This is a genomic window from Pseudoalteromonas sp. DL2-H2.2 (assembly GCF_021532535.1).
Taxonomy (GTDB): domain Bacteria; phylum Pseudomonadota; class Gammaproteobacteria; order Enterobacterales; family Alteromonadaceae; genus Pseudoalteromonas; species Pseudoalteromonas rubra_A.
Window position 1 is genome coordinate 457,106 of the sequence record NZ_JAKGBD010000003.1, and the last position, 23,401, is coordinate 480,506.

The following is a 23,401-nucleotide window of genomic DNA, read 5'->3' on the forward strand; positions in this document are numbered from 1 at the left end:
TCCCTTTCAATTGCCAGCAAAAATGAAGATTTTTTAACTTGATACTGGCAATTCAAACTTCAGCTTCCATACTTAACATCAAAGCTACATCGCAGCGTGCATTATTGAACATGTTCGCTTGATGTTGGCAATCCCTGAAACCAGTAACACTGGGCACTGTTGTAATACCAATTTGCTCCGTCAAATTGAACAGGTATTAGGTGAAATTGGTATAACCGGCCCGCTGATTGATCGAACTATGCCACTTGCTCAAGGAGGTTGGGATGTGGTCAGGCGTGATACGCATGATGGCGGTATTTTTGGTTATGATGACAGCCTTGCTGCTGGACAGCCATGCTCGAGCTGATGCGCTATTGGCAGGTGAGCAGGCGGCAATGTCCCTCAAAGCTTATAATGATGCAACCAATCAGCTGAGCCTGGCTGAGATCCGTCAAGTCACAACACAAATGACAGAGACAGAGCAGATCGTCAAGCTGCAGCGTGGGGTCGCAACTTGGGTGCGGGTCGATATTCCTCCAAATGTACAGCATGAACAAGTTATCTATACTCAGCCCATTGAGGGTGTACTAAAGTTTTATCTGGAGCGCGCCGGTAAGTTAATTCAATATACGCTGGTTGCCCCTGCCAAAGAGCTCGTGTCACCTGCCCAGGCAGTCTTACCACATGTTAAAGTCCCAGGAAGTAAATACAGCGCGCAGCTTTATATTCAGGCGCAGGGTAGCCACCCTCAGTGGCTCTCGATAAGTGCAGAGAATGAATCCGAGTTTGTACAACGCTTTAGTAGCCGAGTCTTTTTATTGGGTGTTGAAGCGGGCAGCATCTACTTTTTGGCATTGTTTCTGTTGATGATGGCAGTGACTCAATTCAGGCCAGGATTACTGGCGCTTGCGGCATATGTATTGCTGGTTGCTTTTGTCAGTGGCGCACAGAGTGGTATCAATACGCTGCTGTATCCAGCGGTTGTAAGTGGTGCACTGGCAACGTATAGCAGTCAGTTTTTCTTGCTGTCATTAGCGTGTGCTTTATGCTTTTTTCATTATTTTGTCGCGCAAAAACGGCTGAATGAGCAGCATAAGCACTATGTATGGCGATTATTGTGGGCCTTGTTGCTGGTTGTGTGTGTCAGTGCGCCATTGCATGCCAGCTATCAGTTATTGTTTCAGGTGATGGCCGGGTTGGTGGTTACGGCCTATGTCGCGTATTTACTCTGGATGCAGCCCCGACAATATCAATATGAAGCCCGGTTGCTGGCGTTTGCTTTTATGCCTGCGCTGCTTTTACTGGTGATCTTGATGTTGGGGCAGTTAGGTGTGTTTGCCAATTCACATTACTATGTGCTTAATCATGCTTTGTTGACGGGGCATATATTGCTGCTTGGCTATTATGTTTACTGGCATGAGAGACAGAAAAAGCTGCTGCTACTACGCTACGCCAATCATGACAAAGAAACGGGACTACCCAACCGACACATGTTACAAAAAGCCTTAGATGGTCTGCAAAGTACCCACCAGCACCATACTTTGATTATGTTCAGGCCCAAAGTACTGACGGTGATCAGGCTAAATATGGGCTGGGATTATGCGGCGATGCAGCTGAAATCTTTGTTAAAAAAAGTGCAGTTTCAACTGGATACCTATGGCCGGGTGACGATTGCGGCTGAGCCAAACAGTAAGACCCAAATTTACCGTTTGGACGACGCTCTGTTTGCTATTGTACTGCGGGGTAAGCTGGAGCTGAGCCAGGTAGAGCAATATGCCTGCTTATTGGCCTCCATTTTTGAAGAGGGAGTAAACTTTAAAGGCGAGTTGCTGGTCGATCAGCTCGAAATTGGTGTTGCGAGCAATCCCATTCATGCACAAACCACAGAAGCGCTGATGCAGCGGGCTTTACAGGCAATCTCTGCACGCCCGCTTGGCACTCAAAAGTGGCATTTGTTCGATCAGAATGACTCATTGTCACTAGAACGGCGGATCAAAGTGGCATCGTCGTTGAAATATGCGATATCACAAAACCAGTTTACTTTGTATTTTCAGCCTCAGGTCAAGCTGCAACAGGGGGAAGTGTTCGGTGCAGAGGTGTTATTGCGCTGGCATCATCCAGAGTTAGGAATGATCCCGCCTGATGAGTTTATCCCTATTGCTGAAACTTCTGGTATGATCCCTGAGATCACGGATTGGGTTGTTGAGCAGGCGCTATCTGCCCAGGCTGAGTTGTGTCGTCTCTATCCGCAGCATGTGTTGTCCCTAAATGTGTCGGGTAAAGACATTGGCAGAAAGGAGCTGGCGGTGCAACTGATCACGCTGATAAGCCAGCTTAGTCTTGCGCCTTCGCAACTGATGCTGGAAATCACTGAATCTGCGACTTTAGCCAATGAGGCGGATCTCAATGAGATCATTGATGGCTTTAAGCGCCTGGGCGTTAAAATGGCCATCGACGACTTTGGTACGGGCTATTCATCTTTGGCTTATCTCAGTCAGCTGGGTGTTGATGAGATAAAAATTGATAAAAGCTTTGTGATGAATATAGCCAGCTCTGCTACCAATCAGACGATCTGCAAGGCCACCTGTGATATGGCGCACAGTCTGGGATCTATGGTGGTCGCCGAGGGGGTCGAAAGTGTGCACTGTTACCAGATGTTGCAGGCCTTTGGCTGTGATATTGGCCAGGGATTTTATATTTCCCGGCCCTTACCATTTACCCAGTATCAAGACTGGTTAGCGCAGTTTATTGCGCTTGACGATATAACGCAGCACCTAGCATCTGAAAGTAGTTTATAGTCGAGTTGAGCGTTGCTGCAGCAATCGCTGCATCGGGAAAACCGCCCTGATGCTGGAGTTCCGAGCCGAGTACATCATCCACTAAAAAAGCATTGCGGATCTGAGGCTGACTGGCTATGACCCATTCAAAAGCACGAGCAGTGAGCTCCTGAGGTCGGGCGTAATACTGACTACCGCGCGCTTTATCCAGTAACGCTGCACGTTTAAAATAATCACTCGGCTCCTGTGTGCTGCTATCCAGAAACAAAATGCGAAAGAGATCATCAAGCTGTTGATTAAGCGGGTGGCTTAGCAAAGGTGGTTGCACGAGCCACAGCGCCGATGCAAAGTCATGCGCACCCACTTCGCTGAACATGTGCCTGGCAATGTAATGATCGAAAGCATGCCACCATTCGTGCGCAAGTGCGCCTCCTCCTGCATTTTTTGCCAGTGCCAGAGTGCGTTTTGTGCTGTCGTAATGTGCCTGCACACCAGCCTGCCCACCACTACCAAAAGCTAAATTTAAAGTGCCTCTGAGGCCAATTGCAAAAGGGGGCAGTGACAGGAGTTGGGTGAGGTCGGCCAGCGCATCGTAGAGTAAGTTGGCGGCTATGTGCTGCTCATCTTTACTGACCCAGGCACCTAAGGTAATGGTCTTAAAGCCAAAGGTGGCTTTAATTTCATCAAAGCTGGCCTGGTCGCCGAAGCGATAATCTGGCCCGTCACGAAAAAACTGCCGCTTTAACCGACCGTTCGAACTATTACTCGACCGATTATTCGACCGATTACTCGTCACGTAAGTACCTCTGTTTTACATGCTCAGGCATTTGCCTGGTTTGTTGTTCAATCATGCCAGCCAGTGCCTGATATAGCGGCGCGGGTGAGACTTGCTCATAAAGATGTAAAAAATGGGCTGTTGCTTCCAGTGTTGAGAGGCTAAAGGCTTGCTCTGCTTTGCGTATATGGTACTGATTTTCAGGCAGTTGAGCGAATGAGACATGGGGCAGTGTCATCAGCCAGGGGTTGAGCATCAGCATTTTGTGCACTTTTTTCCAGGTGCCATCCAGTACCACCAAGGTCTCTATGATTGGCCGATTTGCTTGTTCCTGGGAGGGAGAGAGCGCCATAGCGTTTTCAGAAGGGTAAAGCAGTGCGCATTGAACTGACTGAAGTTGCTCGCGCACTTGCGCAAAATCGGTTTCAGACTCACCGACAACGACCTCAAGGTTACTAAGTTGCAATGATAACAGGCGAACCGTATTCTTAGCGACTTTGACTTCACTGGGGTGCTGTAACACCAGTATCTTACAGTGGTTTTTGAGCGGCTTGCCAAGGAACTTGCAGACACAAGTCTGCTCAGGAAACTGGCAGTGATTGCAAAGGGGACGTTTCATCGCATTATTTTACTGTTTTTTCTGTCACAGATCATATCATAGTTTGCAGTTTAGGGCCCTCTTAGCTAGCATTAACTGTAAGTGAGGCTGTTGGTGGGTTTGTTAGCCAATATAGTGAAAGGACTAATATGAATGTAACGATTGATGAAGCTTGCCTGGATACGATGCAGTCCCTGTTAGGTGAGCAATTTTCAGACACCCTGGTATTTTGCATCAGTGAGTTCGAGCGGTTGGAGCGCGAAGTAAGAGAGTCTTTGCCGGTTGATCTGGAGGCGGCGACGCGCAACGCGCATAGTCTTAAGTCGAATGCGGCCCAGTTTGGTGCAATGAGTTTGTCCGACAGTGCCCGTGAAGTAGAAATGTTGCTGCTTCAGGGTGATGTTAACGCTGCCAAAGACGCGTTGGGCAGTTTATCTCAGCAAGTGATTGGCTCTACTGCCAAGCTGCAACAATGGCTGATGGCCAACGCGTAGGTTGGTATTCGTTTGCAAGTGTAAATGTCCATTACAGCTCAGCGTGTTATGAGCTGTTTTTCGCTGTGCAGGCGTTACATTACTGTGGTGCCCTCAGTGTTACTCTTTTCTAAAATCTTCCTTTCATTCTCTGTTCGGAATCTGCTTTTCTTCCTGTCGCTGGAGCGTTATTCTAGTGGCCTGAATAGGGAGAAATAATGATAAAAATTACTAAAAGCAGCAAACTCAACGGGGTGTGCTACGATATTCGCGGTCCTGTGCTATCACAGGCAAAGAAAATGGAAGATGAGGGCACTAAGGTCCTCAAACTTAACATTGGCAACCCGGCTGCATTTGGCTTCGATATGCCTGAAGATATGCACCGAGACATCATTCGCAATCTGTCGGATGCTCAGGGCTATTGTGATTCAAAAGGGCTTTATTCTGCCCGGGTCGCTGTGTATCAGCATTACCAGCAGAAAAACCTGCCAAATATCAGTGTAGATAACATCTTCATTGGTAACGGCGTTAGCGAGCTTATCCAGATGGTCACGCAGGCGCTGCTTAACGACGGTGATGAGGTCTTGATCCCGGCCCCGGATTACCCGTTATGGACGGCATCTGTTAAGTTGTCAGGTGGTAAACCGGTTCATTACTTATGTGATGAAGCGGCCGACTGGTTTCCTGACTTGGCCGATATTCGTGCCAAAATTACCCCTAACACCCGGGCTCTGGTGCTAATCAACCCCAACAATCCGACCGGCGCCGTGTATAGCAAAGCGCTGCTGGAGGGGCTGATCGACATTGCCAGAGAGCACAACCTGTTGCTGCTCAGCGATGAAATCTATGAAAAGATCCTCTACGATGGAGCCGTACACTGGTCAATTGCGTCTTTATGTGACGACTTACCTGTCATCACCTTTAACGGGCTTGCCAAAACGTATCGCGCAGCTGGTTTGCGGATGGGCTGGATGGTGCTCAGCGGCAAAGTGGCGGCGATGAAAGATCTCATTGATGGTCTGAACATGCTGGCGTCTATGCGTTTATGCGCTAACGTTCCGGCACAGTTTGCTATCCAGCAGGCATTGGGTGGCGTACAGTCTATCGACGCTCTAATCGAGCCTGGCGGGCGCTTGTATGAGCAACGTCAGATTGCATGGCAGGGGCTGAATGATATGCAGGGTGTATCCTGCGTTAAACCTATGGGTGCATTGTACGCATTTGCCAAAATAGATACGCAACATTTCAATGTAAAAAACGATGAGCGTATGATGCTGGACTTGCTGCGCGAAGAAAAAATACTGCTGGTGCATGGCAGGGCGTTTAACTGGCCTCAACCAGATCATTTCCGACTGGTATTTTTACCCCACATGGATGAACTGGAACCCGCCATGGCCAGGATGCAGCGGTTTTTTGAACATTACCGGCAGCAATAGGGAACGCCTATTGCTGATTTACTCACAAATGTTGTCGATGTATTGGCTGTAAAGCGTCGGCAACATTTGCAAAATAGTGTGTTTGGCTGCCACATCATGACTGTGGATCACAGCAGCCAGCGTTTCCACAGAAACCGCTTCCATCATTCTTGTTGCACTGAGCCTGTGGCTGATATGCCAGGGCTCGGCGGCAACACCGCCCTGATAGCGCTGGTAGGGCCGAAAAAAACCAAACTCGCCAAGGTGCTCACTCAGCCAGGCATTAAACTCAGCAAAAGGTCCGCCTTGCTCATATTCCCAGGGTTCGAGCTGCAAATGTTGTCCATCAGGCAGGCAGTTGCGGGCATAAACATCCAGGTCGGTACCAAAGTGATGACGGCTGGCACCGGGCAGGGCTGAGTAGAGCATAATTGCGTGCACACAGGCCTCAGGGGTTAACACAGATAAGTCTACAGCTTCATTCTGAGCGTTTAACACCGGGCGCACCCCCAGAAACTTGTTATTCCAAATCAGGCACTGACGATGAAAGTCGCGATGGGCCGAGGCTATGCTGAAACTAAACCCGGCTCGCTCAGCGGCCTCACTCAGCGCACTGAGATCACGCTGGATGGCGCGGTGAACCGCATAGCCCCCAAATGGGACTAAATGGTTGTCACAGAGGCCACTGGCCTGGGATGCAAGTGTGCTGAGCTGGCTCATGTAAGCAACTTTTCCAAAATCAGTTCGTAGATTTCAGCAAGCTGGTCGAGTGATTCTGTGCTTACGCATTCATTCACCTGGTGGATAGTGGCATTCACTGGCCCCAGTTCGATCACCTTACAGCCGGTTTGTGCGATAAATCGCCCGTCAGAGGTGCCGCCGGTTGTCTCCGGGTTGGCATCAATGCCCGTCACCGTTTTGATGGCATCCAGAGTCACATTTAATAACGGCCCGGGCTCGGTTAAAAACGGCAGGCCGTTGAGTGTCCAGTGTAAGTCATAATCCAGACCATGCTTGTCGAGTATCCCACAGACACGAACTTTTAACTGTTCAGCGGTTACTTCGGTACTAAAGCGAAAGTTAAATTGAACATCCAGGCTGCCTGGGATCACATTGCCAGCGCCGGTCCCGCCATGGATATTCGAGATCTGGAAGCTGGTGGCCGGGAAAAACGCGTTACCCTGGTCCCATTGTGTTGTACTGAGCTCGGTCAGTGCCGGCGTGCTCTGGTGGATTGGGTTTCTGGCCAGGTGGGGGTAGGCAACATGGCCCTGGATACCTTTGATGGTCAGGTGCCCGGTCAGTGAACCACGGCGTCCATTTTTAACTACATCACCCAGGCTGTCCCGCGATGAGGGCTCGCCCACCAGACACATGTCTATTTTTTCATCTCTGGCTTCAAGTAAATCAACCACTTTAGTGGTGCCGTTGATAAATGGGCCTTCTTCATCTGAGGTGATCAAAAAACTGATCGAGCCTTTATGATTCGGAAAACGTGCGATAAAACGCTCAGTGGCAACCACCATGGCAGCCAGAGAACCCTTCATGTCGGCTGCACCCCGGCCATGCAACATGCCGTCGTGTATCTCACCTGAAAATGGCGGATAACGCCAGTCTCGCTCGTTACCGACGGGCACCACATCGGTGTGACCGGCAAAGCAAAAATGCGGGCCTTCACTGCCTTTGCGTGCCCAGGTGTTGAGGGTGTCAACAAAGAAGTGCTCTTCGACGTTAAACCCCAGCGCACTCAGGCGCGCGTTGATCATGGCCTGACATCCGGCGTCTTCAGGTGTCACCGAAGGGCGCTGAATGAGCGCTCTTGCGAGCGCCACTACTTCACTGTGAGTCTCACTCATAGCGAGAAAATATCCTGATATTGCGGTGCTTTAAAACCCAGGTGATACTGGCCTGCATGCAGCAAAATAGGGCGCTTGATCATTGCCGGTGCGGCTAACATGTGCTTTTGTGCACTGTCTGCGTCAAGGTTTTGCTTGTCCTCATCACTGAGTGCCCGGTACGTTGTGCCGCGTTTGTTCAGTACATTTTCCCAGCCCAGCGCATCGACAAACTCAGCCAGCATTTGCGCGTCCAGTCCGTCTTTGCGGTAGTCATGAAAGGTATAGCTGATGTTGTGTTGTTCGAGGAATTTCTTGGCTTTTTTAATGGTATCGCAGTTGCTGATACCGTACATAATAGTGGTCATAAATTACATGCCCTGGATAGTGTAATAAGCGGATCTTTGCCCGCAGTGACTTGATTCAATGGATAATAACAGGGTCCCAGCTTATCTGCATTAAGCAGTATCAGGGTACCCAGGATCTCAATATCGCCCGGCACATCGAAATAACATAAGACGTCGTTCATCGCGACCTGCTTTTTACCATAACTGTGCTGAATGAGGTGCTCGGTTTTGCGATATTCAGTTGGCAATAGCAGGTGGAGCAGCATTAACAGCCCGGATTTTGCCCGCAGTATAAATTCGCAGCCCTGCAGGCTGATTTTTTCAACCCTGGCCGGGCAGGGAGCCAGCATCATCGCGGTATTTAATTTCACACAGACGCCTGGTCCCAGCATGCCGCTGGCAAACAAAGGCTCCGGGTGCTGGCTCAGGGGGTGTACTTTGCCGGTAAAGGGACTGGCAATGTGCATGATGGGATTGGCAATTTGCGCAATCGGTGCGTAATTAATCTGCTGTGATAAGTGCATCAGACAAACAAGTATCCGTCTTTTTTGAGTGCCTTAATGGCATCAGGAAGTTGTGCTTCTTTAACCAAAATATAGTCAGTGTCGTAGGTGGAAATCGAAAAAATAGACACATTCGCTGCGGCCAGCACGCCAGAAATATTGGCCATAATACCGGTCAGCGAAAAACCTAGTGGCCCAATCACCTCCAATGCGCGCCAATGTGGCTCGGTGGCGAAACTGTCAAACTTGAGGTCGCTTGGGCAGACAATTGAAAGTTCTTCCGAGGTTTTTGCAATAAAAAATATCTCGGCAGACATCACTGCTGCGGGCACAGCCTGATCACTATCCAGACTATGGATGGTAAAATTGTGCGGCAATACCTGCAATGTTTGCTTCGACATATCCGAGTCCTGACACTTGTGACTCTTTCATAGTATAGCCAAGCATGGTCAAAATAAACCTTTTTCCGTTGGCTGCACACTCTGTTAAGTTGTAATACGGGAAGCGTGTGTGCTTCCCGTATTGGGCGACAGATAAGCCAGACTGACTACTGGTCGTTTTGTCCTGCCTGGATAGCTGTCAGTGCAATGGTATAGACAATATCATCAACCAATGCACCGCGGCTGAGGTCGTTAACAGGCTTGCGCATACCTTGCAGCATAGGCCCGATACTGATCAGATCGGCGCTTCGCTGAACCGCTTTATAGGTGGTGTTGCCGGTATTGAGGTCCGGGAATACAAATACCGTTGCCTTACCAGCGACTTTACTGTTTGGCGCCTTTTTACGTGCAACATTTTCCATGATGGCGGCGTCGTATTGCAGTGGTCCGTCAATATCCAGATCCGGGCGTTTTTCTTGCGCAATGCGCGTCGCTTCGCGCACTTTATCAACGTCAGCCCCCTGGCCCGATGTGCCGGTGCTGTAGCTGATCATCGCCACTTTCGGCTCAATACCAAATGCAGCGGCAGATTCGGCAGATTGAATCGCGATATCGGCCAGCTGCTCTGCGGTTGGATCGGGGTTAATGGCACAGTCGCCATAGACCAGCACCTGATCGGGCAGCAGCATAAAGAATACTGAACTGACCAAAGAGGAGTCCGGCGCCGTTTTGATCAGCTGAAGCGGCGGGCGAATGGTGTTGGCGGTCGTGTTGACAGCACCGGACACCAGGCCGTCTACTTTGTCTTCGGCCAGCATCATAGTGCCCAGCACGACGTTGTCCTGCAATTGCTCAGCCGCGACGACTTCGGTCAGACCTTTGTTTTTACGCAGCTCGACCATAGGCGCTATGTACTTTTCAACCTCTTTATGGGGGTCGAGGATAGTGACATTGTCGTTAAGCTCCACCCCTTGTTGGGCGGCAATACGTTCGATTTCTTCGCGCTCTCCCAGCAGCACTGTTTTGGCAATGCCTCGCTCGCCACAAATGGCTGCGGCTTTAATCGTACGAGGTTCGTTGCCCTCTGGCAGTACAATGGTTTTGTTGGCTTTACGCGCAGAATCGGTCAGCAAATAACGAAATGCCGGAGGTGATAACTTGCGCGTTTTCGCCACGCCCTGAGCCAGCGAGTCTAACCAGTCGGCGTCAATATGATCGGCGTTATGCTGTTTGACTTTGTCGATACGTTGTTCGTCGTCTGCTGGTACTTCCATGTTGAAGTTGTGCAGCAACAAAGAGGTGCGCCAGGTATCTGCTGTGGTTGCCAAAATCGGCAGGCCTGTTGCCATCGCTTGCTCGCACAGCTCCATGATCTTGGCTTCGGGTTTAAAACCGCCGGTGAGCAAAATCGCGCCCAGCTTAGTGCCATTCATGGCACTCAGGCAGCCCGCAACCAGAATGTCGGAGCGATCGCCTGGCGTGACCAGCAGGGCGCCGGGCGTAAAATGGTTCAGGATATTTGACACGGTTCTGGCACAAAAGGTGACCCGTCTTAAACGACGGTGTGCCATGTCTCCGGCATTGATCACTTCCGCGCCCAGGTAGTTACTCAGGTCAACTACACGCGGTGCAACCAGATCAAAATCCCAGGGAATGGCGCCCAGTAACATAAATGGATGCTTGCGGAAGATAGGCAAAGAGGCCAATCGGTTGAGTTCGTTTTCCAGTTGTTCCGGCTCGTGTTGATCGACCAGATCGGCACGTGCGCGACCATCTTCATCAAGCGGTGCATTGACCTTGTTAAAGATACAGCCCAATACCCGCGCATGGTCAACACCCCCATAGTTACCGGCGGCAATTTCCAGACGATCTTCGAGCTGATCATTGCTATCGTTGCCCGGGGTCAGCACAAACACAATATCCGCACCCAGTGTTTGAGCGATTTCCCGGTTAACACGGCCAGCATAAGGCTGACGGCGCGTTGGCACCATGCCTTCGATGATGGCCACTTCACCCGGATTGATGGCGCTTTCAAACCGTTCAACAATTTCTTCGAGCAAATCATCGCCTTTACCATCGCCTATCATTTGCTCCGCATAGCTCAGCTCAAAAGGCGTCGGCGGTGAAATGGATGAGCCTTGCTGTACGACCAGGGTTGATTTCTCCGGGCCGGTATCTTCTTTGCGAGGCTGTGCGATAGGTTTGAAAAAATTAACCGCAACGGCTTTTTGCTCCAGCGCGCGCACCAGGCCAACCGACACGGACGTTAAGCCTACGCCGGTTGAGATGGGGATCAACATAATACGACGGCTCATAGCTTATTGCTCCTGTGCCAGTTGCGCGGCATCATGGGCGATGACCCATTCTTCGTTGGTCGGGATCACCAGTGCTTTGGTCGTGTTACCTGAGCGGGTAATTTCTCCCTCTTTACCAAAACGGGCATCCAGGTTTGCCTGCGCATCAATCTCCATACCCAAAAAGCTAAGTTGCTCAACCACTTTTGCGCGGATAACATCTGAGTTTTCGCCAATGCCACCAGTAAATACCAGCGCATCCACGCCACCCAGAGGCACGGCAAAGCTGGCAATTTGCTTAGCCAGGCGATAACAGAACATGTCCAGCGCTAAGGTTGCCTGCGGGTGTCCGTCTGCGGCGGCTTCTTCGATGGTACGGCAGTCATTCGACAGCTCACTGATCCCCAGCAAACCACTTTGCTTATTCAGTAAAGTATCAACTTGCTCTACACTATAACCCAGTTGGTTAACCAGGTAGGAGAACAGGCCCGGATCGATATCACCGCTGCGAGTGCCCATGATCAGGCCTTCCAGTGGCGTCAGTCCCATACTGGTATCGACCGACTTACCATCTTTGATTGCACAAACAGAGCAGCCATTACCCAGGTGCGCGGTAATAATGCGAGAACTTTTTTGCTCAAGGCCTAATGCTTTGATAGCCTGAGTCGATACGAAATAGTGACTGGTGCCATGGAAGCCATAGCGGCGGATCCCATGGGATTTGTACAGCTCGTAGGGCAGTGCATACAGATACGCAGTAGGCGCCATGCTTTGATGGAAGGCGGTGTCGAATACCGCAACCTGAGGCAAGTGACTAAAGGCCTTTATGGCGGCGTCGATGCCAAGCAGGTTGGCCGGGTTGTGTAGCGGTGCCAGGTCGGCGGTTTTGACAATAGCCTGGTGCACAGTGTCATCTATCAGGGCCGATTGTGTGAAGTGTTCACCCCCATGCACTACGCGGTGACCGACTGCAACCAGCTCTTTGTCCAGACCCAGGGATTTCACCAGCTCGACCAGTTTGTCGATGGCAATCTGGTGGGCTTCACCGGCATTAAGCGCGACGGTGTGCTTTTGACCTTGGTGCTTGTATTTGATCTGAGGATTGCTTTCGCCAAGGCGTTCAGCAAGCCCAGATAGGTGTTCCTGAGCGGTGTTTGGGTCTATGATTGCGAATTTGAGGCTGGAGCTGCCACAATTGAGTACCAGAACATGGGTAGATGACATAATGACTATCCGTTTTGACAATAACTGTTATTGCGTATTAAGCTAAATGAAAAGGCGCATTTAGCTACATATTAGACTAAGGTGTAATTGACGAGTATAAAGTTAATTTTACCCGATTTTTTTGAGAAACGTTAGGCCGTCTCGATTGGTTTATCGTATTTTATTGAGTGTTTTATTGATCACAAAACGGCTGCTGGCCGATAACAGGTAAGCAACGCGTTAATGGTGTTGCCTGGTGTTCTTCAATGGACTAAATGTAAGTTGTCCGTTGCCGATTTTGGTCAATAATAAATGAGTGAACAATTTGCCCTTGCACCCGGGAGTTATGATGCAGAAAAGTCTTATTTCACAAGTGCAACTTGGACGTCAGTACGCCAAAGAGTGGCCAATGCGCAAGGAATTGACGCTGTTATTTCCCGAATTCAGAGTGATCAAAGCTACTGAATTTGCCCTTCAGGTAATGCCTGCGTTGGCGATTATTTCGGTTTTTGTCCAAACAACGTACTTGGGAATGGCGTACTTACCCCAGGCTATCACCATCGCTTTATTCTTCTTGTCTTTGCCGGTGCAGGGCCTGCTATGGCTCGGAAAGCGGGCGGACACTCGTCTTAATCCAGCCCTCAATAGCTGGTACAAAGAGCTCTATCACAAAATGGTGGCCAATGGCTATCAGGCCGATGCCTCACGGGATCCTAAGTATCGTGAGCTGGCTAAATTGCTCAAAGATATGTTTGAAAAAATGGACAAGGCATTTGCAAAAGAAAACCTCTGATAAACCAGAGGTTTTCTTTTGGTAGGCAAGCTGGTCAGGCTTTTTGGTAGCGCGTGATCAGAAAAGAAAAGGTCACTTCATGATGGCTGGCCTGGTCTAGTGCCTCGTAGTGACTTTCTTTAAACTTCCATGCAAAAGGCGTCATTTTGATCAAGTGCTTGATGACGTCTGTGGGCACCTGCTGGGTCTGCTCAAGGTGGGTTTGCTCTGCTTCGACAAAACCTTGCGGGCAATCCGGGGCGTCATGAAGTCGTACTTCATCGTAAATATGGGTTTTCAGCTCATATAAATGTTTGGGACCCGGGCTTACAACCAACAACTGGCCTTGCGGTTTGAGCAAGCGCGCCATTTCATCGGCAAATACCGGAGCAAACACACTTAGCAGTACATCTGCCTGAGCGGCAACAAAGGGGGTGTCCTTAATTGAAGCCACACTAAAGTGGACCTGCGGGTAGCGTTTTGCCGCGTAGCGGATAGCTGGTTTTGAAATATCGACACCGAACACCTGGCTTGTTGCGGGCAGTGAATTGGCAATAGCCTGCGTATAAAAGCCTTCTCCACAGCCCATATCAATGACCGCATGACAGGGCAAAGCGGCAATGGCCTGAGCCAGGTGAGATTGTAAAAACTGGTAGTGGTCGGTAGCGAAAAAGGCCCGACGGGCCTGCACCATATCCAGATTGTCGCCTGGCTGGCGAGACTTTTTAAACTGGACGGGCAGCAGGTTAACATAGCCTTCTTTGGCCACATCAAACTGATGGTTATGCTCACAATGCAGTGTTTTATTGTGTTCAGTCAAAGGTGCTGAGCAAATGGGGCAGCGATAATGCAGCGTCATTTATCTAAGTAATCCTTATCATAAAAGGTTTTGACCCAGTGAGGTCGGTAAGTGATCAGCAAGGTAATGGCCATTCCGTTCAGCATCGCTTCGGGGAACCACATGATGACCGCATAAAAAATGTAGTTGTCGACCAGGACAGGCCAGTCATACAGCCCGATACTCAGGTAATAAAGCGCACTAATTATAATCTTACTGGCAGCAACCAGTCCGCCGCACAAAAAGGCACAGACAAAGATATAGACAAAAAAGTGGCGGCTGAGAAAGTGATAGCAAAGTAAAAACAAGCCATAACTCAGATAGACCGGAAGCAGGGCTGTGAATAGCCAAAATGTCCACAGATTGTCGATGGGCATAGGGCCAAGGAAATAACTCAGTAGCGTGGCCAGCGTGCTACACAGCAGGCCCATATGCCAGCCAAGCGTGAGCGTTACCGCTGTGATCCCGAGAATATGAATAGATAGCTGGGGTAAAATCCCTGCCTGTATCTGCCACAACAGCGCCAGCACCAGCGCACTGGCCAGCACGCCGGTTTGTCTTGCCGGCGTCTGTAGCAGTGTCTGATACTGGTGTTTGTTGATGCTCAGGGCGAACAGGCCCATGGCGATAAGCGCGGTGAACATATTAGTTACAAGTCAAAAGTTGCCCAGACTGGCGCATGATCTGAGGGCTTCTCAATCCCACGCAGCTCGTAGTCAATGTCACTTTCAACACATTTGGCCATCAAAGACTCTGTAGCCAGAACAACGTCGATACGCAGACCGCGATTGTCATCAAAGCCCTTAGAGCGATAATCAAACCACGAGTATTTTTCGCAGGCGTCTGGCGTGAGCTCGCGGAAGGTATCTTTGAGACCCCAGTCCATTAATGTTTGCAGCCATTCACGTTCGATGGGCTGGAATGAACACTTACCGGTTTTCAGCCAGCGTTTGCGGTTGGGCTCGCCAATACCAATATCCAGATCGATCGGAGAGATATTGATATCGCCCATGACAATCAGATGCTCGCCGTTATCGGCAGTGCTGTTCAGATGGGTCATGAGATCGGCATAAAACTGACGTTTATACGGAAACTTGGTCTCGTGGTTAATGTTGTCCCCCTGGGGGAAGTAACCATTCATGATAGTGACATCTTCACCGCTGTCGCTTTCAAAGGTGCCAATGATCATACGTTTTTGCGATTCTTCAGTGTCTGTCGCAAAGCCCTTTTGGATCTGTTTTGCAGGCTTTTTAGAAAGCATAGCAACGCCATAGTGGGCTTTTTGGCCATGAAAATACACGTGGTAGCCCATCGCTTCAACATCAGCGACCGGGAAGGCTTCGTCATGCACTTTAATTTCCTGCAAGCCGATAACATCGGGCTGGTGTTTATCGATCAGGGCTTGTAGCTGGTGCAGGCGAGCGCGCAGGCCGTTTATATTGAATGAGATAACTTTCATCGTTGTTGTTCTTTATTTGCATATAGTCAGTGGTGCTAAGTCTATCATTTTTGTCTGCGTGAATGGAGGGGCAAGCGTGATTTTCCCACGTCCTGTTGGACCTTTAATCGGATTGATTTTAGGTCCCGTTATCGTGCCAAATGCGGCGGTTTATATCCGCTATTTTTGTTAATTAACGCGAAAATTGTAACCGCTTTAAAGCGCCTGATTAGGGAGTTGTGAATAGCCTATTAAATGATCAGGAAAGTTGAGTTTTACCATTTACACGGTAAAACTTGTATATATAATGCGCACCAATTCGTTCATTTGGGGTAAATTATGTTTAAGTCTCTCTCTCTTGTTACATTGATCTCGGTTGCATCTTTTTCAGCTACTGCTGCCTCTGGGGCACAGGTTGTAAGCGCTGACGCTTCACCAGAATCGAAAGTATGTGCTATCGCGGCAAAGCAAGGTCTGAGTGCTGCACGTGCATATGGAGCGAAGCACGGTGTATTCGTATCACGTTTTTCTAAAACACTAGAGTGTAACGGTGAAGACATTCGTTCATTTGCCAAGCAGGCCGACACCAAGTCTGCAGACAGCCAGGCAAAAGTGAAGCTAGTAGCTAAAAATGACACGATTGCAACTGAGTTATGTCTTAAAGCTGCCAAAGAAGGGCTGTCTAGCCTGAACCAATACCGCCATCAGGCCCGTAACCTAAAGTGCAATGATGTACCTGTTAAGCAGTTTATTAAAAACATCAATAATACGGCTATCTAAATACCCGTTATTAATGCAATAAATAATGCAATAAAAGCCCGGCCAGATGTGTCGGGTTTTTTGATCTCTCCGCACTGGCCGACAAAGCGCCATAGATACTGAGTCTGTGCTCGTACCAAACACTCAAATGTGTATTTTTAGTAACATCACATCTTGCCTTGTATATTTATGTGTTCTTAAAGTGTTTTCTATATGTTATAAAATATTTGGTAATTACAAATATAATTAACACTATGGAGAAGAGTAAGAATGAAAAAGGGGATTACACTCACTGCACTGGCAGTATCAACAGTCCTTGCTGGTAGCTTTCAGACAGCCCTGGCAGAAGAAGGCGAAGTCGAACGCATCGAGGTCACAGGCTCGCACATTAAGCGTTCTGATATGGAAGGACCCTCGCCAGTTCAATCCATTTCAGCATCCGATTTGGCTGCTACAGGTTCAACCGATCTGATTGGCGCGCTGCAAAAGCTCCCGGTTGCGGGCACGGGTACCTTCAGTACTCAGGGCAACTCCAGCGATGACACAGCAAACGGCGGCTCCAGTGTGGCGCTGCGTGGCTTGGGCGCGTCATCAACTCTGGTATTGATTAATGGACGCCGGGTCGCCGTAAGCCCGTTTGCAAAAGACATTGAAACCTCATTTGTTGACTTAAATACCATCCCTGTTTCTGCGGTAAAACGCATTGATGTACTTAAAGATGGTGCATCAGCAACTTACGGTTCGGATGCGGTAGCGGGTGTTATCAACATCATCCTACGCAATGATATTGACGGTTTTGAAGTTGCGGCTAAAGTCTCTGATACAGCAGATGGTGGTGGTGAAGAGCAGAACTTTACCTTACTTTGGGGTAACTCTACCAACAAAGGCCATCACAACTTTACACTTGATTACTTCAAACGCGGTGATGTGTTTTACTCAGACCGGGACTACACGGCCACGGCGGATCAGACCTTCCGCGGCGGTAATAATTCACTGAGCTCGTCTGGCTTCCCGGGCAGTATTGAAGTGGAGCGTGCGTCATTGAGTGACGAGCAATGGGCACGCCTGCCTGTCGTGCGTACTGAGGATGATGGCACTCAGGTTCGTCAAACCCTGTTCGCTGACGTGTGGGGCAATGATGTCTGTCCTGCTGATATGATAATCGGCGATATATGCCGTTATGACTATGCGCCGCATATGAGTCTGGTGCCCTCAACCGAGCGGGTTACCTTTAACTACAACGGTGTTCAGGAGATCATGGATGGCGTAGAGGGCTTTGCAGAGTTTTCGGCGCAGCATGCTTCGACCTTTATTCAGGGCGCTGCCAGCCCAAGCTTTACTGAACTCACCATGGCGGGTGATAACCCGAACCATCCTTTGGCTAACCAGCCCGATCACTTCCTGCATGGTGTAGATATCTCAATGCGACGCCGTACGGTGGATATTGGTAACCGTAAAAAAGACGTTGATTCAGAATACTATCGTGCGGTTATGGGTATGCGCGGTCAGTGGCAGGATTGGGAGTGGGAGTTTGCTTACTCTGCCATTCGCTCCAGCGCGGTTGAAAAAGGCTTTGATGGCTTCCCCAATAAACGTCTTGCGCAACAAGCCATTGATGAAGGCCGTTGGAACCCATTCGAACCTAGCACTAACACACAGGAAGGGTTAGACTTCTTTGAAACAACGACAACCCGTTACGGCTCATCCAGCATGCAATCACTCGATGGTACTATTTCTGGTGAATTGTTTGAATTTGGCGATGGCTACGTGTCGGCGGCGTTCGGTTTTGAGCACCGTTATGAAAAAATAGAAGACAACCCGGATAACCAGTACCTTAGGGGCGAGATCTTTGGTACCGAAGCGACACAAGCGAACGGTGATCGGGACAATACAGCGGTGTTTGCGGAGTTCAGTGCGCCATTACTGGAAAACCTGGAACTTCAGTTAGCACTGCGCCATGAAGATTACAGTGATTTTGGTAATACCACAGATCCTAAAGTGGCTTTTCGCTGGACACCCATCGATTCTGTTGTGGTACGTGGCTCCTGGGGCACAGCATTCCGCGCGCCTTCACTTGTTCAGTTACACCTGGGCCGCACCGACGAATCGCCTAGCGTAATCGATAAAGAGCGGTGTAAGCAGACTGGCGCCGATGCCGATTGTTCGCCAACCGAATATACCGCCATCGTTGCCGGTAACAAGCTATTGCAACCGGAAGAATCGGAAAACTTCAACCTGGGTGTGATCTGGCAGGCGACGGATACCTTTAGCATAGGCGTGGATTACTGGAACTATGATCAGGAAGACTTGATCAAAAAAATTGGTGCGCAAAAGCTGGTCGACTGTTGTGGAACCGATCCTAACCTGGTGGTACGTGCTCCGAGTCAGGGCAGTACCTTAGGCCGTATTCTGGAAATCAATGATACCTTTGTGAACATTGGTGGTCGTGAAACCGATGGCCTGGACTTAGACATCGAATACCTGCTTACCACGTCTGAGATGGGTGAGCTGCGCTTCAACTATAACCTCACTTATACACTGAACTTCGAAGAGCAGTCGTTTGAAAGTGATGATGACGGCAATACCAGCACTGTGGTTGAAGACCTCAATGGTGAGTATCAGCATCCGAAGTACCGCTGGACGGCTGGTGTTGACTGGTCAATGGATGATTATATTGCCAACCTGAGCTTTAACTATGTCGACAAGAATCTTGATCTTGCAGACAGCAACGGGGATAAATATGAAATTGATTCCTGGACTACGGTTGATACCAGCGTTAGCTATGTCGGCTATGACAAACTGACCGTAACTATAGGCGCGTCAAACCTGTTTAATGAAGAGGCGCCTTTGGCTCCGTCTGAATCTATGGGGATTGATAACAAGACTCACAGCGCGTTAGGTCGTCAGGTGTATCTGAAGTTTGGCTATCAGTTTTAATTGACGGTGTAAGCGTACAAAAAGCCAGTGCTATCGAAAGAGGCACTGGCTTTTTTGTAGCTAATCAATGCTGAACTTTAGGCGGGAAGTTGGCCAGGATCTCGGCGATGGTTTTATTGACCGACTCGGTACGCTGCTCAGGGGTTTGCTTTGCGCGCAAACGGCTTTCTTTGGCACCGCGCCAGACTAACTGATTAGAAGTACGGTCGATGATATCAACCACCAGCGTACCAACTTTATATTCTCGTGCTGTGGTATGGTGGTCGACGCCCCAGCCCCAATAATTCCAGCGCGCGCCGTAGCTGACTTTAAAGGTATCTACCTCAAGCTTTTTGTCGACGGCAACGTGGTAGTTGATCAATATATCGGCCCGAGCCGGGTCTGCCAGTTTGAACCCCTGGCTGGCCATTTGCTCGGTAATGGCGTTACGAATGCGTTTTTCCATTAGTCCGTTGACCTGATAGTTTTGCGGACGTGCCTGCAAGCTGGCTTCAGCTGACCAGGCATAGGTTTTGTAGTTGGCAAACTCAACAGACTTGTCGTAGTCCCAATCCGGTGTAGTGCCACAGGCACTGAGCATCAATAAACTTGCCACAACGGCAAAGGTCCGGGTGCTGACAAGGTGTTTTTTCAGTTGGTTCAGCATGGTTTACTCCTTAAAAGCATTCAATTTAAAGCCTAACTTAGTATACGATAGTTGAAGTGGGAAGATCATCACAAAAAAGGGCACTCAATTGTGCCCTTTCGATATTAACTGTGCTCGACTTCGATCCAGTCTTTTTCGTCAACCCAGTTCTGACTGCCCTGATTGACGCTGCGGATTGGCACCAGATAATCACAACTTATTTGCGGTTTCACTGAGGCGAAAATCGGTACGAAACCAAAGCTGAGGGCGGTTTCGATGATTGCCTTCTGGTTTTGCGGGTCGATGTCGGCCGCTTCATCAATGTAAATTGGAATACGATACATCGCCTGTTCCTGATCGGAAAGCAGGTAGCGAATAAACAACATACCACACAACAACTTGATGGTGATCCGTGTACCATTCGAACCGGCAGAGTCAATCTTATCAAAGTGCTCGGTATCGCCTGCGCGGTTAACCACCTCAAAGCGGATATCAAACAGGTCGGTCAGTGTCAGACCAGCTTTATCACTAGCCAGCTTGATAATGTGATCTTTGGCCTCGTTAACGGCATTACTGTCGGCTGGCTGCTCGCTTAGTAAGTCAAAGCTCTCGCCTTGCTCGTACAAGTCGGAGGTTGCGATAATGGTATCTATGCTCTCGACCAGCATTTTTCTTGGGATCACATTGATCTTAAACGCTTTGAGGTTCGAGATGCGGTGCTGACTAATACCCTTATTAAAGCTGTTCATTTCCCGGCGCAAGCGATCTAAGTCTTCACGCAGGCCTTTAATGGTCGCTGCAACTTCAGTCAGTGCAACCCGTGCCTGGCGCTCTACCGCATCACGCTCGTTGTCTATGTTGTGATAGGCGCTGATCAGCTTGGCGTATTTTGTCGCGTCGTCCGTTTCGTTGTCGAACTTGGTAATACCGGCATTGTAAATGTGCAAATAGGTATTGCGCACATTGACATCCAGGTTACGCAGCTCCTGACAGTCTTTGTTGAACTGATGGATCACTTCCGCCAGGTTGTCAAAGTCCAGATTGATCTCTACCGGGTAGGGGGTTTGCTTACCACTATACAAATCCAGCGTGTGGTCGATGCGCTCCGATTTCACTTGCTTAAGGCGATCCGCCTGGCGCAGGATCAAATCTTGTTTGCTCTTGATAATAGAGCGACGATCGGATATGGAGCCAGCATTACGCTGTACATCTTGCAGATAGTCGTCGACCTGTTCACGTTCGGCCTGCAGCTGATCCTGCAATGCCTGTTGTGCTTCTGCCGACTGCGCCATGGTCTGGAATTGCTCAAAGCGCTTCAGAGCCGCTTCGGTGGCCATCAGTTCATCGTACAGGGCATCACGCTCTTGCTGCTTTTCGGCCACATTGGCAGACACTTCGCGCTGTTGCTTCAGCTCCAGTAACGATTGCTGTAATGCGTCTAACTTTGCCTGCAACTGGGCTTTGTTTTCGCCGCTTTGCATTTGTACCGGCGCCAGCTTTTTCAGTTTGATGGTGGCGCCGGGCAGTTTAAGTTCGCCGCCTTTGACCGCCGTGGACAACTGCGCGAGGAAATCACCGAAGGCATCGTCGTCACTGATCTCAACTTCTCCCTTGCCTGTGGTGGCAAAAGATAAAATATCCGGGTTAAGAATACGCGAGATCTCTTCGACTTCTTTGAGTGACAGGTCTTCACGCATTCGGGTAAAGAGGTTGAACTCCAGGTTTTTCATCTGCAGTTTCAGGCTCTTAACCTGCTTTTGTGTTTCGCCAATCCGGTAATCCAGGGTGTGCAGGCTCTGGCCCTGAGCACTGTTAATCGAGAACGATAGCTGTTCGTACTCTTTTTTCAGCAGCGTCAGGTTGGTTTTCAGCGTGGCATGATTGGTCAGCTCAAACTCGGATTTGAGCGCGTGATAGTCGGTAAACCATTGCTCAATCTGAGTTTGTTTACGTTCAATATCGCGAGACTGCTGCACATAGAGCTGTTGCTTTTCTTCAAAGTCGCGTTTTTCCTGCTCGATGTTTTCAAGCTGATCATTGAGCTCGCCAATTTGGCTCTGCTGATACTCATCAAACTCCACAATGGCTTTGTCGAGCTTAGGTGCATAAGCGGCAAGCTTGCCCTTGAGCGTCGCTTCGCCTTCGATCATTTGCTCCAGCGCAGCTATGGGCTCCTGCATAGACTCCAGTGCGTTTAGCTCTCGGCGAGATCGATTTACTTTGTCAAACGCACGACGCCACACTTCATAAAAGTCGACTTTGGAGTTAGACATATGACGTTCAAATACCTTGAGCATAAAGCGTTTTACGTCATGGGCACCCAGTTTGTGCAGGTTCAGGATGCGACGGAAGATTTCTTTATATACTGCGGCATCCTGAACATTATTCAGCGGGATCATCTTGAGGTTGATGTCGCCATCGTATGGCGTTGCACCACCAGTCAATAATGCATTCAGCTCCGCGGCCTTTAACTCAACCGGGCTAAAGCCTTTTTCCTGCAAGTGATTGAACAGTTTGGTGTATTTTATGATGCTTTTGCCCTGGGTAAAGTCATCCAGGTTGAGTTTGCCGTTATAGCAAAAGAACTGATGTGCGTAACCGGCAATTTTGCCCAGGCCCGCGACGCCGATGACGACGTCGCCATGAGGCAGGTTGGCTTCAAGCAGGATATAAGACTGATCACTTGAAAAGTAGAATTTGCGGGTTTCTTCCAGATCGTGACCATCCCATTCGGTCAGGCGTAAATCGTTGATAAGCGGGAATTGAAGCGCATTGATAACCGAGCTTTTACCTGTGTTGTTCGGGGCACAGATAGATGCACTTTTATCGAGTGGGATCACACACTTGGCATAACCTGCGGTGTTGAGCAGGGCGAGTTTACTGAGACCATACAGCTTGTTCATACTTCATCCTCAAGTGCGTCGTAATTGTCTTCGTTCACTTCCATCAGTGCATCGATATAACGATAAACCGGTGCCAGCAGCGAAAAGCCTTGCTCTACTTCGCGAGCCAGTCCCAGGCGCACCATGCGCAGACACACGTCTTTACGCAGATCGGATCCCGAGAAAATTTCCAGCTGATCAAACAGGTGCTTGTTAAGCTGCACCAGAGTCTGCATCAGCTCCAGGTCTAATACTTCGTCAAACAGGGCGCGCAAAGGATCTTTACCCTGGTTGGCAAAGTGCTCGATCAGGATAAATATGGTTAGCGCGATGGCCCGGGAGATCTTACCCATGTTGGGGGTGCTTTCGTCGCTGGCCAGATAATAAAAGCCCCGACTGTCGTGTTGCAGGTCGTGGCCAAGGGCGTTGAACAGTGCCTGGTAAGATTCGATATGCTGATCCAGCTCCTGCCACTGTGTGGTGTCCTGTTCGCTGATATGGTAGCCACTGACCAATTTCTTATTGATCGCCTGTAACTGGCTGAGTTCGTCTAGATTAATCTGTGTCATGA

The 23,401-nt window shown here is 49.4% G+C and carries 21 protein-coding genes; 6 read left to right on the forward strand and 15 right to left on the reverse strand.

The genetic code is table 11. The annotated features are described in order from the left end of the window. Positions 1-263: 263 nt before the first annotated feature. A complete protein-coding gene (locus L1285_RS07720) occupies positions 264-2,777 on the forward strand; it encodes a putative bifunctional diguanylate cyclase/phosphodiesterase (protein WP_235411712.1) in 2,514 nt (837 codons plus the stop codon). Here L1285_RS07720 and L1285_RS07725 read toward each other — a convergent pair. Together L1285_RS07725 and L1285_RS07730 are read right to left on the reverse strand one after the other, a co-directional pair. After that, positions 2,725-3,552 (reverse strand): CLCA_X family protein, encoded by an 828-nt coding sequence (locus L1285_RS07725; RefSeq protein ID WP_235411714.1) that lies wholly within the window; start codon positions 3,550-3,552, stop codon positions 2,725-2,727. The genes L1285_RS07720 and L1285_RS07725 overlap by 53 nt on opposite strands. After that, the gene (locus L1285_RS07730; protein WP_235411715.1) at positions 3,542-4,150 is read right to left on the reverse strand and encodes a tRNA-uridine aminocarboxypropyltransferase; all 609 of its coding nucleotides are present in this window, start codon (positions 4,148-4,150) and stop codon (positions 3,542-3,544) included. The genes L1285_RS07725 and L1285_RS07730 overlap by 11 nt, the downstream gene beginning before the upstream one ends. A gap of 128 nt (positions 4,151-4,278) precedes the next feature. Between L1285_RS07730 and L1285_RS07735 the strand changes: the two genes are divergently transcribed. Then, positions 4,279-4,623, forward strand: coding sequence for an Hpt domain-containing protein (locus L1285_RS07735; RefSeq protein ID WP_046003747.1), 345 nt, complete (start codon positions 4,279-4,281; stop codon positions 4,621-4,623). A gap of 197 nt (positions 4,624-4,820) precedes the next feature. Beyond that, entirely contained in the window at positions 4,821-6,038 is a 1,218-nt protein-coding gene (locus tag L1285_RS07740; RefSeq protein ID WP_046003748.1) for a pyridoxal phosphate-dependent aminotransferase, read from the forward strand. A gap of 18 nt (positions 6,039-6,056) precedes the next feature. On the opposite strand, the gene L1285_RS07745 is transcribed toward L1285_RS07740, so the two are convergent. The 7 genes from L1285_RS07745 to L1285_RS07775 form a co-directional block, all read right to left on the reverse strand. Beyond that, the gene (locus tag L1285_RS07745; protein WP_235411717.1) at positions 6,057-6,737 is read right to left on the reverse strand and encodes a M15 family metallopeptidase; all 681 of its coding nucleotides are present in this window, start codon (positions 6,735-6,737) and stop codon (positions 6,057-6,059) included. Then, positions 6,734-7,873 (reverse strand): succinyl-diaminopimelate desuccinylase, encoded by a 1,140-nt coding sequence (gene dapE, locus L1285_RS07750; protein ID WP_235411719.1) that lies wholly within the window; start codon positions 7,871-7,873, stop codon positions 6,734-6,736. Before dapE ends, L1285_RS07745 begins: the two co-directional genes overlap by 4 nt. After that, on the reverse strand, positions 7,870-8,220 hold the full coding sequence (locus L1285_RS07755) for an ArsC family reductase (RefSeq protein ID WP_235411721.1): 351 nt from the start codon (positions 8,218-8,220) through the stop codon (positions 7,870-7,872). The genes dapE and L1285_RS07755 overlap by 4 nt, the downstream gene beginning before the upstream one ends. Beyond that, complete coding sequence (locus tag L1285_RS07760) at positions 8,217-8,723, reverse strand: PTS glucose transporter subunit IIA (RefSeq protein ID WP_235411723.1); 507 nt, start codon at positions 8,721-8,723, stop codon at positions 8,217-8,219. Before L1285_RS07760 ends, L1285_RS07755 begins: the two co-directional genes overlap by 4 nt. Next, positions 8,723-9,103: an ACT domain-containing protein gene (locus L1285_RS07765; protein WP_046003753.1), complete on the reverse strand. Its 381-nt coding sequence runs from the start codon at positions 9,101-9,103 to the stop codon at positions 8,723-8,725. The genes L1285_RS07760 and L1285_RS07765 overlap by 1 nt, the downstream gene beginning before the upstream one ends. Before the next feature lie 146 nt (positions 9,104-9,249). After that, entirely contained in the window at positions 9,250-11,397 is a 2,148-nt protein-coding gene (gene pta, locus L1285_RS07770) for a phosphate acetyltransferase (RefSeq protein ID WP_235411725.1), read from the reverse strand. 3 nt (positions 11,398-11,400) lie between these two features. Then, the gene (locus tag L1285_RS07775; RefSeq protein WP_235411727.1) at positions 11,401-12,600 is read right to left on the reverse strand and encodes an acetate kinase; all 1,200 of its coding nucleotides are present in this window, start codon (positions 12,598-12,600) and stop codon (positions 11,401-11,403) included. Between the two features lie 328 nt (positions 12,601-12,928). Here L1285_RS07775 and yfbV point away from each other — a divergent pair, with 328 nt between their 5' ends. Beyond that, complete coding sequence (gene yfbV, locus L1285_RS07780; protein ID WP_125719001.1) at positions 12,929-13,372, forward strand: terminus macrodomain insulation protein YfbV; 444 nt, start codon at positions 12,929-12,931, stop codon at positions 13,370-13,372. A 34-nt stretch (positions 13,373-13,406) separates the two neighbouring features. On the opposite strand, the gene rlmA is transcribed toward yfbV, so the two are convergent. The 3 genes from rlmA to xthA are packed head-to-tail and all read right to left on the reverse strand — an operon-like array spanning position 13,407 to position 15,648. After that, positions 13,407-14,210 (reverse strand): 23S rRNA (guanine(745)-N(1))-methyltransferase, encoded by an 804-nt coding sequence (rlmA, locus tag L1285_RS07785; RefSeq protein ID WP_235411728.1) that lies wholly within the window; start codon positions 14,208-14,210, stop codon positions 13,407-13,409. After that, positions 14,207-14,833, reverse strand: coding sequence for an energy-coupling factor ABC transporter permease (locus L1285_RS07790; protein WP_235411730.1), 627 nt, complete (start codon positions 14,831-14,833; stop codon positions 14,207-14,209). Before L1285_RS07790 ends, rlmA begins: the two co-directional genes overlap by 4 nt. A gap of 5 nt (positions 14,834-14,838) precedes the next feature. Continuing rightward, on the reverse strand, positions 14,839-15,648 hold the full coding sequence (xthA, locus tag L1285_RS07795) for an exodeoxyribonuclease III (protein WP_235411732.1): 810 nt from the start codon (positions 15,646-15,648) through the stop codon (positions 14,839-14,841). Positions 15,649-15,966: 318 nt separating this feature from the next. On the opposite strand from xthA, the gene L1285_RS07800 reads away from it, so the two are divergent. Together L1285_RS07800 and L1285_RS07805 are read left to right on the forward strand one after the other, a co-directional pair. Beyond that, positions 15,967-16,407, forward strand: a complete 441-nt coding sequence (locus L1285_RS07800; protein WP_235411734.1) for an exonuclease III — start codon at positions 15,967-15,969, stop codon at positions 16,405-16,407. A gap of 249 nt (positions 16,408-16,656) precedes the next feature. Then, positions 16,657-19,323: a TonB-dependent receptor plug domain-containing protein gene (locus tag L1285_RS07805; RefSeq protein ID WP_046003761.1), complete on the forward strand. Its 2,667-nt coding sequence runs from the start codon at positions 16,657-16,659 to the stop codon at positions 19,321-19,323. Between the two features lie 64 nt (positions 19,324-19,387). Here L1285_RS07805 and L1285_RS07810 read toward each other — a convergent pair whose 3' ends face one another. The 3 genes from L1285_RS07810 to L1285_RS07820 all read right to left on the reverse strand — a co-directional run bounded on the left by L1285_RS07810 (position 19,388) and on the right by L1285_RS07820 (position 23,399). Then, positions 19,388-19,969, reverse strand: a complete 582-nt coding sequence (locus L1285_RS07810; protein ID WP_235411735.1) for a DUF4136 domain-containing protein — start codon at positions 19,967-19,969, stop codon at positions 19,388-19,390. A 104-nt stretch (positions 19,970-20,073) separates the two neighbouring features. Continuing rightward, on the reverse strand, positions 20,074-22,851 hold the full coding sequence (locus L1285_RS07815) for an ATPase (RefSeq protein ID WP_046003763.1): 2,778 nt from the start codon (positions 22,849-22,851) through the stop codon (positions 20,074-20,076). Continuing rightward, a complete protein-coding gene (locus tag L1285_RS07820) occupies positions 22,848-23,399 on the reverse strand; it encodes a condensin complex protein MksE (RefSeq protein WP_235411737.1) in 552 nt (183 codons plus the stop codon). The genes L1285_RS07815 and L1285_RS07820 overlap by 4 nt, the downstream gene beginning before the upstream one ends. Positions 23,400-23,401: the final 2 nt, after the last annotated feature.

Bases quoted from the DNA above. Each gene is read 5' to 3' on its own strand.
- L1285_RS07730 (WP_235411715.1), bottom strand. From the start codon at position 4,150: ATGAAACGTCCCCTTTGCAATCACTGCCAGTTTCCTGAGCAGACTTGT.
- L1285_RS07765 (WP_046003753.1), bottom strand. From the start codon at position 9,103: ATGTCGAAGCAAACATTGCAGGTATTGCCGCACAATTTTACCATCCAT.
- dapE (WP_235411719.1), bottom strand. From the start codon at position 7,873: ATGAGTGAGACTCACAGTGAAGTAGTGGCGCTCGCAAGAGCGCTCATT.
- L1285_RS07755 (WP_235411721.1), bottom strand. From the start codon at position 8,220: ATGACCACTATTATGTACGGTATCAGCAACTGCGATACCATTAAAAAA.
- pta (WP_235411725.1), bottom strand. From the start codon at position 11,397: ATGAGCCGTCGTATTATGTTGATCCCCATCTCAACCGGCGTAGGCTTA.
- rlmA (WP_235411728.1), bottom strand. From the start codon at position 14,210: ATGACGCTGCATTATCGCTGCCCCATTTGCTCAGCACCTTTGACTGAA.
- yfbV (WP_125719001.1), top strand. From the start codon at position 12,929: ATGCAGAAAAGTCTTATTTCACAAGTGCAACTTGGACGTCAGTACGCC.
- L1285_RS07820 (WP_235411737.1), bottom strand. From the start codon at position 23,399: ATGACACAGATTAATCTAGACGAACTCAGCCAGTTACAGGCGATCAAT.
- L1285_RS07720 (WP_235411712.1), top strand. From the start codon at position 264: ATGTGGTCAGGCGTGATACGCATGATGGCGGTATTTTTGGTTATGATG.
- xthA (WP_235411732.1), bottom strand. From the start codon at position 15,648: ATGAAAGTTATCTCATTCAATATAAACGGCCTGCGCGCTCGCCTGCAC.
- L1285_RS07745 (WP_235411717.1), bottom strand. From the start codon at position 6,737: ATGAGCCAGCTCAGCACACTTGCATCCCAGGCCAGTGGCCTCTGTGAC.
- L1285_RS07810 (WP_235411735.1), bottom strand. From the start codon at position 19,969: ATGCTGAACCAACTGAAAAAACACCTTGTCAGCACCCGGACCTTTGCC.
- L1285_RS07735 (WP_046003747.1), top strand. From the start codon at position 4,279: ATGAATGTAACGATTGATGAAGCTTGCCTGGATACGATGCAGTCCCTG.
- L1285_RS07800 (WP_235411734.1), top strand. From the start codon at position 15,967: ATGTTTAAGTCTCTCTCTCTTGTTACATTGATCTCGGTTGCATCTTTT.
- L1285_RS07775 (WP_235411727.1), bottom strand. From the start codon at position 12,600: ATGTCATCTACCCATGTTCTGGTACTCAATTGTGGCAGCTCCAGCCTC.
- L1285_RS07815 (WP_046003763.1), bottom strand. From the start codon at position 22,851: ATGAACAAGCTGTATGGTCTCAGTAAACTCGCCCTGCTCAACACCGCA.
- L1285_RS07740 (WP_046003748.1), top strand. From the start codon at position 4,821: ATGATAAAAATTACTAAAAGCAGCAAACTCAACGGGGTGTGCTACGAT.
- L1285_RS07805 (WP_046003761.1), top strand. From the start codon at position 16,657: ATGAAAAAGGGGATTACACTCACTGCACTGGCAGTATCAACAGTCCTT.
- L1285_RS07760 (WP_235411723.1), bottom strand. From the start codon at position 8,723: ATGCACTTATCACAGCAGATTAATTACGCACCGATTGCGCAAATTGCC.
- L1285_RS07790 (WP_235411730.1), bottom strand. From the start codon at position 14,833: ATGTTCACCGCGCTTATCGCCATGGGCCTGTTCGCCCTGAGCATCAAC.